The organism is Pedobacter sp. V48, assembly GCF_000523515.1.
Lineage (GTDB): Bacteria > Bacteroidota > Bacteroidia > Sphingobacteriales > Sphingobacteriaceae > Pedobacter.
This window is the reverse complement of the sequence record NZ_AWRU01000008.1, coordinates 108,311-125,373: the sequence shown is the minus strand read 5'-3', so window position 1 is coordinate 125,373 and position 17,063 is coordinate 108,311. Positions and strand designations below refer to the sequence as shown.

Below are 17,063 nucleotides of genomic sequence, written 5' to 3'. Positions count from 1 at the left end.
TTATTAACTTAAATCTACATTTGCAGTATCATTTAGCGAAAGCTAATCAAGTCAACCTTCCTTAATAAAAAGGTTTGATTTATAAAGAAGTGGCGAGAGACAGGCTCTTTGACCCACTGGCAACCCTCCCAAGATGGAGAAGGTGCCAATTCCTGACCAAAAGACATGGTGTCGTTTGGAAAGATAAATTGAAACAAAATGAAAACTGTAAGAATTACTTCAAATCTGTTAAATTATTGTTATCCTCAGCAGGCGAATTGCATGTGCTGTTGCATTCTATAATTTACAAATCTTCCTTTTGCATTTCACATTCATACGGAAGGCCCCTTGCAGGGGTACGCTTAACAACCGTATACGTTTCCGGAGCTAAAAATCTTTACAACGTATCTAATCAAAAACATAACAGGAACCACTTAAAACTAAATATAACATGTCAACATCACATAAATTCGAAACACTACAAGTACACGCAGGTCAGGAAATTGATCCCACCACAGGATCAAGAGCTGTTCCAATATATCAAACCACGTCTTACGGTTTTAAGAACTCTGAACATGGCGCAAACTTATTTGCGCTAAAAGAATTCGGAAACATTTATACCAGGATCATGAATCCTACAACAGATGTTTTCGAAAAAAGAGTAGCGGCACTTGAAGGCGGTGTGGCTGCTTTAGCGGTCGCTTCGGGACAAGCGGCTCAATTTATTGCGTTAAATAATATCCTACAGGCGGGCGACAATTTTGTATCCTCATCTCATTTATATGGTGGATCATATAATCAGTTCAAGGTAAGCTTCAAACGTCTTGGTATTGAGGTTAGATTTGCAAATGGTGATGATGCTAATGATTTTGAAGCAAAAATCGATGCCAATACCAAAGCTATATATTTAGAAACAATTGGTAATCCGGCTTTTAGTATTGCTGATTTCGAAAAACTATCTGCCATTGCCAACAGACACGATTTACCATTAATCGTAGATAATACTTTTGGTGCAGCCGGTTACCTGTTTAAACCTTTAGAACACGGCGCCCATATTGTTGTACAATCTGCTACCAAATGGATTGGCGGACACGGCACCAGTATTGGCGGAGTAATAGTAGACGGCGGAAATTACAATTGGGGAAATGGTAAATTCCCTCAATTTACCGAACCATCAGAAGGATATCATGGTTTAATTTTCAATGATGTTTTTGGAATTGGTGGGCCCTTTGGAAATATTCAATTCATTATTCGTGCCCGCGTTGAAGGGTTAAGGGATTTTGGCCCGGCCATCTCTCCTTTCAACTCTTTCCTTTTAATTCAGGGATTAGAAACTTTATCACTTCGTGTGCAACGCCACGTAGATAACACGCTTGCACTGGCAACCTGGTTAGAGAACCATGATGCTGTGAAAAGTGTAAATTATCCTGGACTTGAAAGTAGCCCATACCATGCCAATGCCAAAAAATATTTAAAGAATGGTTTCGGTGCAGTACTATCTTTTGAACTACATGGTGATAAAGAAAAAGCAACGGCATTGGTCGACAATCTTAAGCTTGTTAGTCACCTTGCAAACCTGGGTGATGCAAAAACCCTTATCATACAACCCTCGGCAACTACGCATCAACAGCTAAGTGACGAAGAACAAATCGCAGCAGGTATTACCGCCAGCCAGTTACGTGTTTCCGTAGGAATTGAACACATAGATGATATTAAGGCTGATTTTGAACAGGCCTTTGCTGCTATAAACAAATAAAATAAAACGTTACAAGATCTAAAGAATGAGCACTACTGCCACATATACGCATACAAAGTTATTTAAACTGGAGAACGGGAAAAAACTACGCAAATTAGAAATTGCTTATCAAACTTATGGCAAACTAAATGCGAAGAAAGATAATGTGATCTGGGTATGCCATGCACTTACAGCCAATGCTGATGTTTTAGACTGGTGGAAAGGACTTTTCGGCAATAACGATCTGTTTAACCCCGAGGAACACTTTATCATTTGTGCAAATGTATTAGGTTCTAATTACGGTACAACCAACCCGCTAAGTATAAATCCGGTAACAGGACAACCATATTACCTTGCTTTTCCAGAATTTACCATTAGAGATTTGGTTGCTGCTCACCGCCTGCTTGCCACACATCTTGGCATTCAACACATTAAGGTGTTAATCGGAGGTTCTTTAGGCGGCCAACAAGCATTGGAATGGGCCATTACAGATAGCAAAAGCGTAGACAATCTAATTCTTGTAGCTACAAATGCAGTACACTCACCATGGGGAATTGCATTTAATGAGAGTCAGCGTTTAGCAATCAGTACTGATCGTACATTTTATGCACAGCAGCCAGATGGTGGCTTAAAAGGATTAAAGGCTGCAAGAAGCATTGCTTTATTGTCTTATCGCACTTATGAGGCCTATTCAGCTACACAATTAGAAAGTGTAAATGACAAAACGGGTTCATTCCGAGCTGCCTCTTACCAGAATTATCAGGGCGAAAAACTGTGTAAACGCTTTAATGCCTATAGTTATTGGTACCTAAGTAAAGCTATGGACAGCCATAATGTAGGACGGAGCAGAAAAAGCATTGTTGATGCCTTAGCATTAGTTAAAGCAAATACGCTGGTAATAGGAATTGAAAACGATGTGCTATTCCCGCTTTGTGAACAAGAGTTCTTAGCAAAGCATATTCAAGGAGCGGTACTCCAAAGTATTAACTCTGCTTATGGCCACGATGGTTTTTTAATTGAGACAGATATATTAACCAACATAATTGGCACATTCTTAAAAGAAAGTGCCAATAAGAAAATAATTAAATTACATAAAACAGCATAGTATTTAGATGAGTAAGAAACTTAAGATCGGTTTATTTGGTTTTGGAGTTGTTGGACAAGGATTGCATGATATTATTCGCGGTCAGGACCTGAACCTTGAGATCGTTAAAATAGCTATTAAAAATCCTGAGAAAAAACGTAGCCTTGAGGCACATCTTTTCACCACAAATCATGATGAAATATTAGACAATAGTGAAATCAACACGGTAGTTGAATTAATTGATAACGCAGAGATTGCGTACAACATCGTTAAAAGAGCATTAATTAGCGGCAAAAATGTAGTGTCTGCCAATAAAAAAATGATTGCCACTCATCTGGCCGAACTGGTGGAATTGCAAGAAAAACACAATGCTTCTCTATTATATGAAGGTGCAGTTTGTGGCAGTATACCTATCATCCGTAATCTGGAAGAATATTACGACAATGAATTACTACACGGTATAAGTGGAATATTCAACGGTTCATCTAACTACATCCTCTCTAAAATATTTAATGAAAATCTTGAATATGGCGTTGCATTAAAGCAGGCGCAAGATCTTGGTTTTGCTGAATCTAATCCCATTCTGGATGTTGGAGGCTATGATCCTAAATTTAAGCTGGCTATTGCAACTGCTCATGCTTACGGGTTATTTATTGACCCTAATAAGATACTTAATGTAGGTATTCAAAACTTATCGGAGCACGACATTAAGTATGCCAGGGAGAAGAACTTTAAAATTAAACTTGTGCCTACTGCCCGTAAAATAAGTACCAAGCAAATCATTACGTATGTATTGCCAAAGTTTGTAAAATCTGATGACTTCCTGTTCAATGTAGAAAACGAATATAATGGCGTAACGGTTCAGGCGGCCTTTGCTGATAAGCAGTTTTTCTTTGGAAAAGGTGCCGGTGGACACCCTACCGGAGCAGCTGTTTTATCAGATATAGCTGCCTTAAGATATGATTACCGCTATGAGTATAAAAAATATCACCAGCACAACGGATTAGTTCATACGGATAACGTAAACATTGAAGTTTATCTGCGATACACCCATGAGTACACATTGGAAAAGCTTCAGATAGATAATATTATTGAGCGGTTCTCCCGTAATGATTACAAATATGTAATTGGAAATGTAAGCCTGAAAACTCTATTGGCTAACCGCGACCTTCTTGAGCAAAAGGATGTTTTTATTGCTCATACTGGTAGGTACACTTACACCGAACAGCAAATCCTAAAGGTTTCTGAAGAGGAAGTGATATTTAACTAGTTATTATTTTTGCTTTGTTTTGATAGTGAAAAGGCCCCTAATGGGGCCTTTTACTTTATGTTATTTTATATTTCTCTGTTCAAATCCCAATTCTCAAGATAATCAGCTACCCTTCTTACAAAGGACCCCCCCAACGCTCCGTCTACAACCCTGTGGTCATATGAAAGCGAAAGGAACATCATATGGCGTATAGCGATCACATCACCAAATTCTGTTTCTAATACTGCGGGTTTCTTTTTAATTGCACCTACGGCTAAAATAGCTACCTGAGGTTGATTAATAATAGGTGTACCCATTACATTACCAAAAGAACCTACGTTAGTTAATGTAAACGTTCCATTTTGCGTTTCATCAGGCTTAAGCTTAGAAATACGTGCACGTTTTGCCAAATCGTTTACCGATTTAGTTAATCCAACCAAATTAAACTGATCTGCATTTTTAATAACAGGCACAATCAGGTTGCCGCTAGGTAAAGCGGCTGCCATGCCAATGTTAATGTCTCTCTTTTTGATAATCTGGTTTCCATTTATAGAAACGTTGATCATTGGATAATCTTTTATTGCCTTGGCAACAGCTTCTATAAATAAAGGGGTAAAAGTAATCTTTTCATTTTCGCGTTTTTCAAAGCTGCTTTTCACTTTATCACGCCATAAGACCAGATTAGTCACATCCGCTTCAACAAATGATGTTACGTGAGGCGAAGTGTGCTTACTCATTACCATATGTTCGGCAATTAACTTACGCATCCTATCCATCTCGATAATCTCATCACCACCACTTACACTTGTCAATGGCTGAGATACAGATGCAGGCTTAACTGCTTCTTCTTTAACAGATGCTTCAATTTTAGCTGTTTGCGAAACAGGGGCTATTGAAGGTGCTTCACCTTTTTTATTTTGAATATAATTTAACAAGTCATCTTTAGTCAAGCGTCCATCAGCACCTGTACCAGATATAGCATCTAATTCACTTGTTTCAATATTTTCCTGTGCGGCTATGTTTTTTACTAAAGGAGAATAAAAACGATCAGAGCCACTCTCTTCTTTCACTGCGCCTCTTGCATCATTTGACGCCAATTGTTCTGTTCCCGGAATACTTTCAATAAAAGGCTGTTCCACTGCTGGCATGGCAACTGGGACTTCTTCTGTTGTCTCAGCCTCGGTTTCTATAATTGCAATTACTGTACCTACCTGTACAATTTCATCTTCCTTGAACAATTGTTTAATTAGCTTACCTGCTATTGGTGATGGAACTTCAGAATCAACCTTATCTGTAGCAATTTCCAGAACCGTATCATCCATCTCTATCATATCTCCGGGTTGTTTAACCCATTTAATGATGGTTGCTTCTGCAACACTTTCCCCCATTTTAGGTAACAATAATTCGTATTGAGCCATTTTTTATTTCATGATTGATATCGGATGCAAAAGTAAAGTATTTTGAACACTTAATCCCCATATTGGTTAAGTTCATTCAAAATCATGGTCAAAGCCGCTATGGCTGAACGTTCTATGTTTTGCGCTCTTTTATTTCCAAAACTATAAAGCCTTGCCACAACACGCTTACTACTCGCTACCGCAATCCACACTGTACCAACGGGTTTACCTGGCATACCACCATCCGGACCGGCAATTCCACTTATCGCTACAGCATAATCTGTTTTAAAATGATCTATTGCTCCCTGAGCCATTTCTTTTACGGTCTGTTCGCTCACTGCACCATAAGTATTTAGGGTTTGAGGGCTAACACCTAAAACTGATTCCTTAAGTTCATAAGAATAGACAACTGCCCCTCCAACATAAACAGAGGAACATCCGGGATGTTGCGTAATCAAGTGGGCAATGTATCCACCGGTGCAACTTTCGGCGGTCGAAAGCGTGAGCTTTCGCTCATCCATTATATTTAGAATTGCCTTTTCAAGGGCAATATCCTCTTCTACGACAACGTTTTTCTTTACTTTAGCAATAATCTGCTGAGCATAAAGTTCTACCTCATCTTTCAATATTGCCTCATTAGTTCCTGTACTGCTCAGTCTTAAACGTACCTGTCCTAGTCTTGGCAGGTAGGCAAGTTTAATATGCTCAGGTAAGCTATTTTCAATATCCTCAATTTCAGCCGCTAAGAACGACTCGCCTATATTAGCGGTAAGTATGGTTTTATGAACAATGAACGGAAGTTTAAATGCCCCCTTTAAACGAGGAAGAATCTGTTCCTGCATTAAATACATCATTTCAAACGGAACACCTGGCATAGATACAATGATGTTTCCATTATGCTCAAACCACATGCAAGGCGCTGTTCCGTTCTCATTTTTAATAACAGTGCAACCCTCCGGCACATCAGCCTGTTTTATATTAGATTCAATCATTGGCCTGTTATGCCGCTTAAAGATCTCAGTAATGTGCGCCAATGTCGCCTCATCCCTCCTAAGCCCCATATTAAAATATTTGGCGAGTGTTATTTTGGTAATATCATCTTTAGTGGGGCCTAACCCACCAGTAATCAGAATCACTTTAGCTCTTTTTTCAGCAAGCGCTAAAGCTTCAGTTATATGATCAGCATCGTCAGATACTGAGGTAATTTGTTTTACTTTAATTCCTATTAGATTAAGTTCTTTGGCCATCCAGGCAGAATTGGTATCGACAATCTGACCAATAAGAATCTCATCTCCTATCGTTATTATTTCAGCTAGCATAAATTCAAATATTAGAATCGGGTATAGTAATTCTTTCTCTTGCTCAGTTTTAAATCCTGAAGCACTGATGCTTTTACTTTGATGTCTACAGAATAAAACTGATAAGCACCAAAAGGGATCCAGCTAACGCTCATATCCCAGCAATGTAAATCTCGGTATATAGCCAGAGAGGTTTGCGAGAAGGTACTCGCCTTAAAATCCCAACCGGAGTTAAACTGGACTTTCCATTTCGGGGTGATGTTGGCATCACCATTAAAATTCAATGTATTGGTGATCGTTGAATTTTGCCCCACCCGGTCTGTATTGTAATTAAAAGTATAGCTAAAGGCGAAGTTCCATGGAATTTTAAAATCCACAAATGCATTAGGGTCCCTGCTTACTTTAGCAAGTTCCTCTGACTGCTCAGGTGTCATACCTGTTTTAGCAGCTTTATCCTTTAAATTCTGTTCGTTCTCATTCTTCTTTTTCAAAGCTTCAGGATTTAAGCTATAATTAAAGGAGAAACCAAAATTAGTTAGACGAGGTAATTTACCCACATTCCAAACGTAATCATCGATCAGCTTCCTGCTTACCCTTCCTGTTAAAACATCTACAGTATCGGTATATCTATAGGGATCTAAAGTACCGTAATAATTTACGCCTAATTTATCTGTAAACTGTGAACGTCCACTAAAGCCAAGTGTTGATAGTTTAAAGCTTGGGGCTAGAAAATTGTATGAACCGCTAATACTTAAGCCCTGGATAATAGGAATTTTTTTATTGCCTTTTCCCGTAGTGTCATTTGGAGTAAGCACCTTTGCTTCAACCGTATTGTCTAAGCTGAATGAAATTGACGCAGAGCGACCAGCCCCTGGAAACCCATAAGGTGAGCCTTCAAAGATTGAATATTTTTGCTGCTGTCCGTCCGATCCAATTTTTGGAGTTCCGTCAGTATAGTAAGCGAGTTTATAATATCCTTTAGCTAGCTCAGAAAAATCTGGTCTGTAGCTAAAGCTTACCTGAGGGGTCATCACATGCCTCAATGCTTTGAAATTACCAAACTTGTTAAACTGAGCTGTACTATAAACCTTTGTAGACACGCCCATGTTTAAGCTATACTCACCATTGCGTTTAAACCCTGCAACCGTGTCAATTATCTCCTGGTCACTGTTATTTAAAACCTTTAAGTAAGATTTACGTACCGTTTGGAATTGCCATCGCTCAGTATAAGATACACCTGTATTGAAATTAAAATATTCCAATATATTAAAGGCCATATTTACGGGAATCTGGTGACTAACCCCATTTTTAAATTTATTAAGCGACTCTCTTTTAAACAACTGATCCTCAGTTGTTGTAATGGTATTACTAGCTTGCATACTATAACCAACTGTTATCTTTTGATACCATTTTTGCTCTCCTAACCTATCCTTTGAATCAAATGGATTAAAGGTTGGAACACTTAAACTTATGTCGGGTAATCTTAAGCTGACAGACTTGTTTTGTGTTTCCTGCGAGCCGTCTGCCGCAACACCGAGGGTTATACCATTACCAAAAACACGGCCATAAGATATTGATGATCTTAAGGTATTTTTAGTAAACTGGCTATAATCATAACTAGCTCCCCCGGCTGTGTTTTGATTAAATGAACTTGTACCGGCATCTACCGAAGCAGAAAATGTTGTTCCGGGTTTGGCATTTGCATTCTGACTATGTGTCCACTGCAGGTTAAAATCCTTTCTTGGTGTATATTCAGGTGTACCTTCCAGACCGTACCTTGAATTTGAATATCGGAAATTTATGTTACCATTGTACTTGTACCTCTTTGTATAATTAGAGAGCAATGAGCCCTCATATGAACCTCTGGTATAAATTGTAGCCAGCATTTTCGCATCCCAGTAATCATTTAGGCCAAGGTAATACCCTCCATCCCGCAGGAAGAAACCCCTTGTATAATCTTCACCCGGACTGGGCAAGATGACTCCAGACGACTTCTTGTTCGGCTTGGGAAAAAATGCAAAGGGTAAGCCAATAGGCAAAGGAATGTCCTCTATTTTCAAATATACAGGACCGGTAATAATCTGATTTTCGGTAACAATACCCTTTGTAATATAAATACCAAAGTGTGGATGTGGCAAATTACAGGTACTATAGGTCTGGCCTTTACTATGAATTTCATCATCCGGTTGCTTCTTTGCTTTACCTCCGGTAAAGAATCCACCCTCCTGTTCTGTATATACTCCCCATATACGACCAATACTGGTTTCTGTATTATAAAATAGTGAATCTGCGAGGGAGGTAGATTCCCCGGTCATTTTAACAATAGGCCTACCTACATATTTTCCTTTAGCATCAGTTCTTCCACTGGCATAAATCTCTTTAGTTTTTGAATTGTAAGTAATATAGTCCGCATCAAGTTCAAAGCCCTGGTACTTAACTCTGGCTTTTCCATATAGATAAACCATTTCTTTTTCCTTATCAACAAAACTGGAATCTTGAGCAGAGTATTCTATTTTCTCACTGGCAATCGTATCTTTTGGCGCAGTTTGTGCGTTACCTTTCTTAGTAGTGTCTGCTTGTTTAATTACTTGCTGCCATGAAAAATTGTTCAAAGCGAGGGCTCGATTACCAACAGATGTTAATAAAACAATGAAGTTTAAAAAAATGATGTACCGTAAAAGTTTCAAATTCGTGTGTGAATGTTATTTTTGCATTAATGTTTAATCCAAAACGTTCAAAATTAATGAAAAATATACCATTGCTCAGACCAAATGCAATTTTGATTGTATTTATTTCTGCAGTTATTATTACCATATCTAATTATCAGGCATTTACGCAAGAATATAAAATAAAAACTATTGTTATTGACGCTGGTCATGGCGGAAAAGATGGTAGTACAAGAGGGCTCTACTCTACTGAAAAAGACGTAGCTCTTAAAACAGCCTTACATCTTGGTGCGGCTATTGAAGCGAATATGAAGGATGTAAAAGTAATTTATACCAGAACTGAAGATGTTTTTATCCCTCTTTACGAACGTATTGCTATTGCAAACAATGCTAAAGCGGATCTTTTCATTTCAATTCACTGTAATGATATGCCTGTATACCGATCAACTGTGGTAACAGGATATAGGAAAAATAGCAGGGGGAAGAGAATTCCGATAACCAGTACGGTTAGCAGAAAAAGTACATCTACAAGAGGAGTTGAAACATTCGTTTCAGGTATGGGACGCGTAAATGAACAAGACGAGGCTATTAAGAGAGAAAATGCATCAATATTCTTAGAGGAAAATTATAAGGAAAATTACGAAGGCTTCGACCCGAACAATCCTGAAAACTTCATTATACTTTCTCTAATGAAAAATACTTTCAGAACCCAAAGTTTAAAACTGGCGAAACTGGTACAAGATCAATACGTTAATGTTGGCCGCATCGATCGCGGTGTTCAGGAAAAAAGTCTGGCAGTTTTAGCCCGTGCAGGCATGCCCGCCATATTAACAGAAATCGGTTTCATAAGTAACCCCGATGAAGAGGATTATATGAATTCTGAAGCCGGACAAAATGAAATCACCAATTGCCTGTTAAAGGCGATTGAAAACTACAAGAAAAGCATAGAAGGATAAATAATTGAATCAATAACTATTATTAGATGAGTGTAAAGAAAAATGCAGCCCTGTTATTATTACTATGTTTATTTAGTTCACAACTGGTACTTTCCCAAACTTATAAAGTTAAAACTATTGTTATTGACGCGGGGCATGGTGGCACGAAACCTGGTGCCAGAGGAAGTTTTTCATTAGAGAAAAATGTTGCGCTAAAAGTAGCTTTAAAACTGGGTAAAAAGCTGGAAGAAGAATTACCTGGAGTAAAAATCCTTTATACCAGAAAAACAGATGTTGATGTAGATTTCTATAAAAGAGCTGCCCTGGCAAATGACAATAAAGCCGATCTCTTCATTTCCATTCACTGTAACTCAATGCCCGATAAAAGGGTCGTTACCGGTTATACAAAAAACAGAAGAGGTAAAAAGACGCCTAAGTATTCCTATGTAAAAAATAAATCTACAAGTGGCACCGAAACGTTTGTTGCAGGTTCTCACCGCTTAAATGAGCAAGATGCTGCAATTAGGGAAAATGAAGATATCAAGCTTGAAAAGAATTACAAGCAAAATTATAATGGCTACGATCCTAATGATCCTGAAACATTTATTATACTATCTTTGTTCAAAAATATATTTAGGGATAAGAGTCTGAAATTAGCTAAATTGATTCAGTACAATTACACCCACGATGACAATAGAGTAAACAGAGGAATAAAGGAACAAGGACTTTTAATTCTTCAAAGATGCGGAATGCCTGCGGTACTAACAGAAATTGGATTTATTTCTAACCCTACCGAAGAAGAATATATGAATTCAGCGCATGGACAAGAGGAAATTGTTAATTCAATTTCCAAAGCAATAAAAACCTACAAAAAGGAAACTGAAACAAATTAAGTAAATACATACCAAGAACATACACTGAATGAAGATAGCAAATGAAACCAAAGTAGGCATACTAGCTGCCTTTTCTATTGCCCTGTTAATTATAGGCTATAATTTTTTAAAGGGAAATGCCATTTTTTCAAGTGAAACTGTTTTATATGCAAAATATTCGCGTGTTGATGGTCTTGCGGTATCGAAACCGGTCTTGATTAATGGCTATCAAATTGGCCGTGTAGATAAATTGGAATTACAAACAGACGGTTCAATTGTTGCCACGCTGAAAATCAAAGGCAAATATGAGATTCCAAGAAATAGTATTGCCAAGCTGGAAAGCACAGACCTTTTAGGAAGTAAAGCAATTGTAATGGCCCTAGGCACTGGAAATGACTTTGCTCAGGATGGGGATACATTGAATGCAAATGTTCAAAAAGGAATTCTTGAAACCGTGCAGCCAGTTCAGAAAAAGGCTGAGTTGATTATTGGGAAAATGGACTCCATATTAACAAGTGTAAACTCAATCTTGAATCCCAATTTCCAAAAGAATGTGGATAAAAGCTTTAACAGCATAGCCTCTACCCTTTCTTCTTTAGAATCTACCTCTAAAAAGGTTGATAATCTTGTTGGTTCAGAAGGCACCCGTATATCTGCAATTCTTGCTAATGTAGAAGCAATTTCGGGCAATCTAAAACAGAACAATGCCAAAATATCTGCTATATTGAACAATATCAATTCAATTACAGATCAGGTAGCTGCAGCAAATTTCAAACAAACAATAGACAATGCAAATAAAGCTGTTGTAGATCTTCAAACCATAGTAGGTAAAATCAATAATGGTGAAGGAACACTAGGCCTGTTAGTTAACGATACGAAAATGTACGACAACCTAAACAACGCGTCTAAAAGTCTTGATAACCTGATGATAGATCTGAAAGCGAATCCAAAACGTTATGTTCACTTCTCCATATTTGGTGGTGGTAAAAAGGATAAGTAATCAAATAGTATAAGTATTACCTTCTATTGCAAGTTCAGTGTTCTCAAAAACAGATTTTGCTTCATCTAAAAGAGGCTGCAATGTCTTGTATCTTGACGAAAAGTGTCCGATAAGCAATTTTACAGCTCCGGTTATTTTAGCGATCTCACCGGCCTGTAAAGCCGTTGTGTGATGTGTTATATTTGCTCTATCCAGCATTTCATGTAAAAATGTAGCCTCGTGATATAGCAAATCACAATCTGCAATGTGGCCAAAGTATCCTTCGTCAAACAATGTATCAGAACAATACCCATATATTTTAGGGGTATCAGAGTCAGTAGTATAATCCTTATTTAGGATAACTCTGCCGTCAGGTAAATTAAGGTCAACACCCCTTTTTAGCAAAGGATAATACTCAATATCAATCTGCTCCTGTTCAAGTTTTTCAACAATGAGCTTACGCAGCCGTTTCTTTTGAGTGAACTTAAATCCTGTGCATGGAATTCTATGATTTAAAACAAAGCTATCAACAACCAGATCCGCATTTTCAAAAATCTGAACAGATGCATTAGCCTGAGTTACCACAAACTCTATCGGATACCTGATGACCGTTTCTGAGTATTTAAATTGAAGGGCCAGTATTTCCTGTAAGGGTTCTGGTGCAAATATCTTAATAGGCTTAACACGTCCGTTTAAGTGCAGACTGGAAAGCAAACCTATTAGACCAAAGTAGTGATCGCCATGTAAATGGCTTATAAACACATAATCTATCTTACTAGCTTTAAAGCCGTATTTGATCAACTGCTGCTGAGTACCCTCGCCACAGTCAATCAAATAAAACTKWWSAKYGYMATTTAAAAGCTGTGCTGTAGGATTTCTATTATATACGGGGGTGGCAGAGCTGCTCCCTAAAATAGTAATCTCAAATTTCATTAATCCTTATCTACGCTTCCCAACAACTCTTTTTCTATTTCTTCCATAAAGATTAGATCGGTTGCTTCATCAAGTTTTGACACGATTGTTAGCGACTGGTCTAAATTGGACATCTCCAATATTTTAGCCACCACCTCATTTATTCCCGTTACAATAAACAGGCCATTAGATTTCTTACAAAGTCTGTCTCCAACAAGCAAACTGCTCAGATCCTGAGAATCATCACATTGCTTTATAGCCGATAAGTCTAATACGATATTACGATATCCCTCTGTATTCAATAAGATAAATTCAGATTTCAATTTCGGTGTATTATCGTTTGTAAACTTTGATTCATTAAGTTTCAAAACAACATACTTTTCATGCTTATCTACTGAAAATTTCATGATATTGATTTATTTAGTTTGATTACGAATGTAGTTAAAATTCTCTGATTTATTTAATTATTGAAGTAGATTAGATGCCTACGCCGATAAGAGTTTACTTATAGAATCAGTTACATTTTTTTCTATTCTGCTTACCACATCAGCTGTCTCATTCTTCACGAACTGATCCCCCGTTATTTGTTCATAAAGTTCAATGTAACGATCAGATATTGAGTTCACAATTTCAACAGACATCACCGGAATGGCTTGCCCATCCTTACCCTGAAAACCGTTTTCGATTAACCATTTCCTTACAAACTCCTTAGATAACTGTTTCTGTGGTTCATTACTATCTTGTCTATCTGCGTAACCTTCTGCATAAAAATAACGTGAAGAATCTGGAGTATGAATCTCATCAATTAAATAAATATCTGAACCAACTTTACCGAATTCATATTTAGTATCTACAAGGATTAGACCTCGCTCAGCAGCCATTTGCGTACCACGCTCATACAGCGCGTAGGTATAATTTTCAAGATGAGTATAGTCTGCCACAGATACAATGCCTTTAGCTAAAATATCTTCTTTAGAAATATCCTCATCATGCCCAACAGAGGCCTTAGTTGTAGGTGTTATAATTGGTTTAGGTAATTTATCATTTTCCTTTAAACCATCTGGCAAGGCCACTCCGCAAACACTGCGCTTTCCGGCGCTGTACTCTCTCCAGGCATGTCCTGCTAAATAACCTCTAATTACCATTTCCACTTTAAACGGCTCACAAATACGTCCGATGGTAACCATTTCATCAGGTACATCAATAACCCAGTTCGGAACAATGTCTTTTGTTGCACCTAAAAATTTAGCCGCTATCTGGTTCAATACTTGTCCTTTAAAAGGTATTGCCTCAGGTAAAACCACATCAAATGCAGATATCCTGTCTGTTACTACCATTGCCATAAATTGGTTGTTAATGGTATAAACATCTCTCACTTTTCCTTTGTAAAAATTTGTCTGCTTAGGGAAGCTAAAATTTGTTTCTTTAATTGCTGTCATGCTATGTGCTAAAAAGCTTTTATTGATTATTTAAATTACTGAATATCACCATAGGCTTTCAATATTCTTTTAACCAGTTTGTGTCTTACCACATCTTCACCTGTTAAATAAATAATATCAATACCTGGTATGTCTTCAAGAATGCGCAGTGCGTTATGTAAACCCGACATCTGCTTTTTCGGTAAATCTATTTGTGTGATATCGCCTGTTACGATGAATTTAGCTGATGGTCCCATACGGGTCAAAAACATTTTCAATTGCAAATCAGTAGAATTCTGTGCCTCATCTAAAATTACAAAGCAGTTATCAAGCGTCCTTCCGCGCATAAATGCAAGTGGAGCAATCTCGATCGTTCTGTTTTCAATATATAATTTAAGTTTTTCGGCAGGGATCATATCGTCCAGCGCATCATACAATGGACGTAAATAAGGATCAACCTTTTCCTTCAAATCTCCGGGTAAAAACCCAAGATTCTCTCCCGCCTCAACGGCAGGTCTGGTTAAGATGATACGCTTGATCTCTTTATTTTTTAATGCTCTTACCGCAAGGGCAACGGCTGTGTAAGTTTTTCCGGTTCCGGCAGGGCCGATAGCAAAAAGCACATCATTTTTATTAATGCTCTCAACCATCTTCCGCTGATTAGCGGTTCTCGCTTTTACCATTAAACCATTGGTACCAAACACAATGACTTCTCCGCCTCCCCCATTGCTTGCTTTTTCAGCAGCGGGTTCGTCGGCCGACTGTATTTTCTTTGAAACCAAAATAGACTCTACATCATTCGCAGTTAAAGAGCTATACTTCTCTAACTGACTAATCAGTTGACCATACTTCTTTTCAAAAACTTTAAGTTCCTGTTCGTCACCTAGTACCTTTACTTCGTTTCCTCTTGCCACAATCTTTAATTTTGGAAAAGCACTTTTAACAAGCTCGTAATGCTCGTTATTAGCACCCCAAAATTGTACCGGATCTACCGATTCTAATGTTAATTTTAGTTCGTTCAAAATATTGTTTTTTAGATTGGAGTGTATATTTTGATTTAAAAGTTGAATATTTGTACGCGTTTTACCACCTACGCAAGATTAAGAATAAATATTCAATTTTTAATGGCCATTATTACTTTAACAACAGATTTAGGTTCTAAAGATTTCTATCAGGCTGSSSWWAAKGNNARTATCCTGAGTATCCTGCCTACAGCTAACATTGTTGATGTAACCCATGAAGTGCCATCTTTCAATATTTCACACGCTGCATTCGTTTTAAAGAACGTTTATCCATACTTTCCAAAAGGCACTGTTCACCTTATTGGCATTGATTCTGTATTTAGTGAAAACACAAAATATATTGCACTAAAACATAAAGATCATTTCTTTGTAGGTGCTGATAATGGAATTTTCTCTTTACTTTTTAATGAGAAGCCCGAAGAGATTGTGGAGCTAAATATTATGCAGGACCTTAAATATCTTCATTTTCCTCTGGTTGATATTTTTGTTAAAGCTGCAACGCAGCTTGCCAAAGGTGCTAAGCTGAAGGACATTGGTGTACCCACAGAAAGTATTGAAGAAAGAATGTTGTTAAATCCGGTTATTGAACGCGACATCATCAGAGGCAGCGTAATCTATATCGACACCTTCTGCAATGTAATAACCAACATCACAAAAGATCTTTTCACAAAAATTCAGCGTAACCGCGAGTTCACCTTGTATTTCAGAAAAAGTGAAACCATTACGCAGTTAAGCTGGCATTATAATGAAGTACCTGAAGGAGAAAAACTGTGCCTGTTTGGCATCAGTAACCATCTTGAAATTGCCATTAACAAAGGAAAGGCCAGCGGATTATTAGGTCTACACCTTAACGACATTATCCGGATCGAATTTCATCCTTAAACATGCATTTCCCATCAGGCATGGAGTTTGCTTGTCCCTTAAAAACACTTAAACATGATCAAAAACGTATTGTTTATTATTTTCTTTTTTAGCACCTCATTACAAGCCGCAACATTTCAAACGGACACCAGCGCTTATCAAACACAAAGATTAAAAGTAAACGCCCTTCTTAAAGAAAGAAGTGCCAAATTTGGTCAGTACGATCAAAGCTTGGATAGTAAAACAGGAATATTTGGCTTCCAAACAAAAGGTGATATAAAAAACTCCAATGAAATACTGCGTCAAATAGTTCTAAATGACAACAATGTCTTTAAAGAGCTTAAAATACTGATGGACTACAAAGATGAGGAAGTTAAACGTGTCAAAAATGAAGCTAATAGCACCAACGATAGAATTGAAAACTATAAAGCCTCAATAAAAAAACTACAAGATCAGCACGTCCAGCTAAAAAATGATTATGCTGCTGCAAATAAAGAAAAACAAATTACCAATTACATAGTTATGTTTCTGACACTTACTTTGTTTGTAGCCTGTTATTTATTCTACAAAAAACTTAAAAAAGCATAATGAAAACAGCAGTCTTTAAAATTCTTGTAAAAATTAACAAAGCTATTTTACCAAGTCTGTATAAAAAA

13 protein-coding genes, 2 pseudogenes and 1 riboswitch are annotated in these 17,063 nt (G+C 37.5%); of the genes and pseudogenes, 8 read left to right on the top strand and 7 right to left on the bottom strand.

Annotated elements, in window-relative coordinates; genetic code table 11:
- Nucleotides 1-76: 76 nt before the first annotated feature.
- Nucleotides 77-190, top strand: a riboswitch (SAM riboswitch).
- Between the two features lie 240 nt (nucleotides 191-430).
- The 3 genes from N824_RS09775 to N824_RS09765 are packed head-to-tail and all read left to right on the top strand — an operon-like array spanning nucleotide 431 to nucleotide 4,068.
- The gene (locus N824_RS09775) at nucleotides 431-1,735 is read left to right on the top strand and encodes an O-acetylhomoserine aminocarboxypropyltransferase/cysteine synthase family protein (protein WP_048904971.1); all 1,305 of its coding nucleotides are present in this window, start codon (nucleotides 431-433) and stop codon (nucleotides 1,733-1,735) included.
- A gap of 25 nt (nucleotides 1,736-1,760) precedes the next feature.
- Nucleotides 1,761-2,819, top strand: coding sequence for a homoserine O-acetyltransferase (gene metX / locus N824_RS09770; RefSeq protein WP_048904970.1), 1,059 nt, complete (start codon nucleotides 1,761-1,763; stop codon nucleotides 2,817-2,819).
- A 7-nt stretch (nucleotides 2,820-2,826) separates the two neighbouring features.
- Nucleotides 2,827-4,068, top strand: coding sequence for a homoserine dehydrogenase (locus N824_RS09765; protein ID WP_048904969.1), 1,242 nt, complete (start codon nucleotides 2,827-2,829; stop codon nucleotides 4,066-4,068).
- A 65-nt stretch (nucleotides 4,069-4,133) separates the two neighbouring features.
- Here N824_RS09765 and N824_RS09760 read toward each other — a convergent pair whose 3' ends face one another.
- Genes N824_RS09760 through N824_RS09750 form a run of 3 tightly spaced genes read right to left on the bottom strand, consistent with a single transcriptional unit; the run spans nucleotide 4,134 to nucleotide 9,354 of the window.
- A complete protein-coding gene (locus N824_RS09760; RefSeq protein ID WP_048904968.1) occupies nucleotides 4,134-5,465 on the bottom strand; it encodes a dihydrolipoamide acetyltransferase family protein in 1,332 nt (443 codons plus the stop codon).
- A gap of 50 nt (nucleotides 5,466-5,515) precedes the next feature.
- Complete coding sequence (locus tag N824_RS09755; protein ID WP_048904967.1) at nucleotides 5,516-6,763, bottom strand: competence/damage-inducible protein A; 1,248 nt, start codon at nucleotides 6,761-6,763, stop codon at nucleotides 5,516-5,518.
- An 11-nt stretch (nucleotides 6,764-6,774) separates the two neighbouring features.
- Nucleotides 6,775-9,354: a putative LPS assembly protein LptD gene (locus N824_RS09750; protein WP_235207053.1), complete on the bottom strand. Its 2,580-nt coding sequence runs from the start codon at nucleotides 9,352-9,354 to the stop codon at nucleotides 6,775-6,777.
- A gap of 131 nt (nucleotides 9,355-9,485) precedes the next feature.
- Between N824_RS09750 and N824_RS09745 the strand changes: the two genes are divergently transcribed.
- Genes N824_RS09745 through N824_RS09735 form a run of 3 tightly spaced genes read left to right on the top strand, consistent with a single transcriptional unit; the run spans nucleotide 9,486 to nucleotide 12,215 of the window.
- The gene (locus N824_RS09745) at nucleotides 9,486-10,364 is read left to right on the top strand and encodes an N-acetylmuramoyl-L-alanine amidase (RefSeq protein ID WP_235207052.1); all 879 of its coding nucleotides are present in this window, start codon (nucleotides 9,486-9,488) and stop codon (nucleotides 10,362-10,364) included.
- Nucleotides 10,365-10,390: 26 nt separating this feature from the next.
- Nucleotides 10,391-11,236: an N-acetylmuramoyl-L-alanine amidase gene (locus tag N824_RS09740; protein ID WP_048904964.1), complete on the top strand. Its 846-nt coding sequence runs from the start codon at nucleotides 10,391-10,393 to the stop codon at nucleotides 11,234-11,236.
- A gap of 28 nt (nucleotides 11,237-11,264) precedes the next feature.
- Nucleotides 11,265-12,215 carry an MlaD family protein gene (locus N824_RS09735; protein WP_048904963.1) on the top strand — a complete coding sequence of 317 codons (951 nt, stop codon included), beginning with the start codon at nucleotides 11,265-11,267 and terminating at the stop codon, nucleotides 12,213-12,215.
- On the opposite strand, the pseudogene N824_RS09730 reads toward N824_RS09735, so the two are convergent.
- The 4 genes and pseudogenes from N824_RS09730 to N824_RS09715 form a co-directional block, all read right to left on the bottom strand.
- Nucleotides 12,216-13,127, bottom strand: a pseudogene (locus tag N824_RS09730) (ribonuclease Z).
- Nucleotides 13,127-13,513 (bottom strand): STAS domain-containing protein, encoded by a 387-nt coding sequence (locus N824_RS09725; protein WP_048904961.1) that lies wholly within the window; start codon nucleotides 13,511-13,513, stop codon nucleotides 13,127-13,129. The pseudogene N824_RS09730 and the gene N824_RS09725 overlap by 1 nt, the downstream one beginning before the upstream one ends.
- A gap of 78 nt (nucleotides 13,514-13,591) precedes the next feature.
- Nucleotides 13,592-14,545, bottom strand: coding sequence for a phosphoribosylaminoimidazolesuccinocarboxamide synthase (locus tag N824_RS09720; RefSeq protein ID WP_048904960.1), 954 nt, complete (start codon nucleotides 14,543-14,545; stop codon nucleotides 13,592-13,594).
- Between the two features lie 35 nt (nucleotides 14,546-14,580).
- Nucleotides 14,581-15,546: a PhoH family protein gene (locus tag N824_RS09715; protein WP_048904959.1), complete on the bottom strand. Its 966-nt coding sequence runs from the start codon at nucleotides 15,544-15,546 to the stop codon at nucleotides 14,581-14,583.
- Nucleotides 15,547-15,648: 102 nt separating this feature from the next.
- Between N824_RS09715 and N824_RS09710 the strand changes: the two are divergent.
- Together N824_RS09710 and N824_RS09705 are read left to right on the top strand one after the other, a co-directional pair.
- Nucleotides 15,649-16,428: pseudogene (locus tag N824_RS09710) on the top strand (S-adenosyl-l-methionine hydroxide adenosyltransferase family protein).
- 54 nt (nucleotides 16,429-16,482) lie between these two features.
- Nucleotides 16,483-16,995 (top strand): hypothetical protein, encoded by a 513-nt coding sequence (locus N824_RS09705; protein WP_048904957.1) that lies wholly within the window; start codon nucleotides 16,483-16,485, stop codon nucleotides 16,993-16,995.
- Nucleotides 16,996-17,063: the final 68 nt, after the last annotated feature.

Excerpts from the sequence above, each read along its gene's own strand:
- N824_RS09765 (WP_048904969.1), top strand. The coding sequence starts at position 2,827 with ATGAGTAAGAAACTTAAGATCGGTTTATTTGGTTTTGGAGTTGTTGGA.
- N824_RS09740 (WP_048904964.1), top strand. The coding sequence starts at position 10,391 with ATGAGTGTAAAGAAAAATGCAGCCCTGTTATTATTACTATGTTTATTT.
- N824_RS09735 (WP_048904963.1), top strand. The coding sequence starts at position 11,265 with ATGAAGATAGCAAATGAAACCAAAGTAGGCATACTAGCTGCCTTTTCT.
- N824_RS09775 (WP_048904971.1), top strand. The coding sequence starts at position 431 with ATGTCAACATCACATAAATTCGAAACACTACAAGTACACGCAGGTCAG.
- metX (WP_048904970.1), top strand. The coding sequence starts at position 1,761 with ATGAGCACTACTGCCACATATACGCATACAAAGTTATTTAAACTGGAG.
- N824_RS09705 (WP_048904957.1), top strand. The coding sequence starts at position 16,483 with ATGATCAAAAACGTATTGTTTATTATTTTCTTTTTTAGCACCTCATTA.
- N824_RS09760 (WP_048904968.1), bottom strand. The coding sequence starts at position 5,465 with ATGGCTCAATACGAATTATTGTTACCTAAAATGGGGGAAAGTGTTGCA.
- N824_RS09755 (WP_048904967.1), bottom strand. The coding sequence starts at position 6,763 with ATGCTAGCTGAAATAATAACGATAGGAGATGAGATTCTTATTGGTCAG.
- N824_RS09745 (WP_235207052.1), top strand. The coding sequence starts at position 9,486 with ATGAAAAATATACCATTGCTCAGACCAAATGCAATTTTGATTGTATTT.
- N824_RS09720 (WP_048904960.1), bottom strand. The coding sequence starts at position 14,545 with ATGACAGCAATTAAAGAAACAAATTTTAGCTTCCCTAAGCAGACAAAT.
- N824_RS09725 (WP_048904961.1), bottom strand. The coding sequence starts at position 13,513 with ATGAAATTTTCAGTAGATAAGCATGAAAAGTATGTTGTTTTGAAACTT.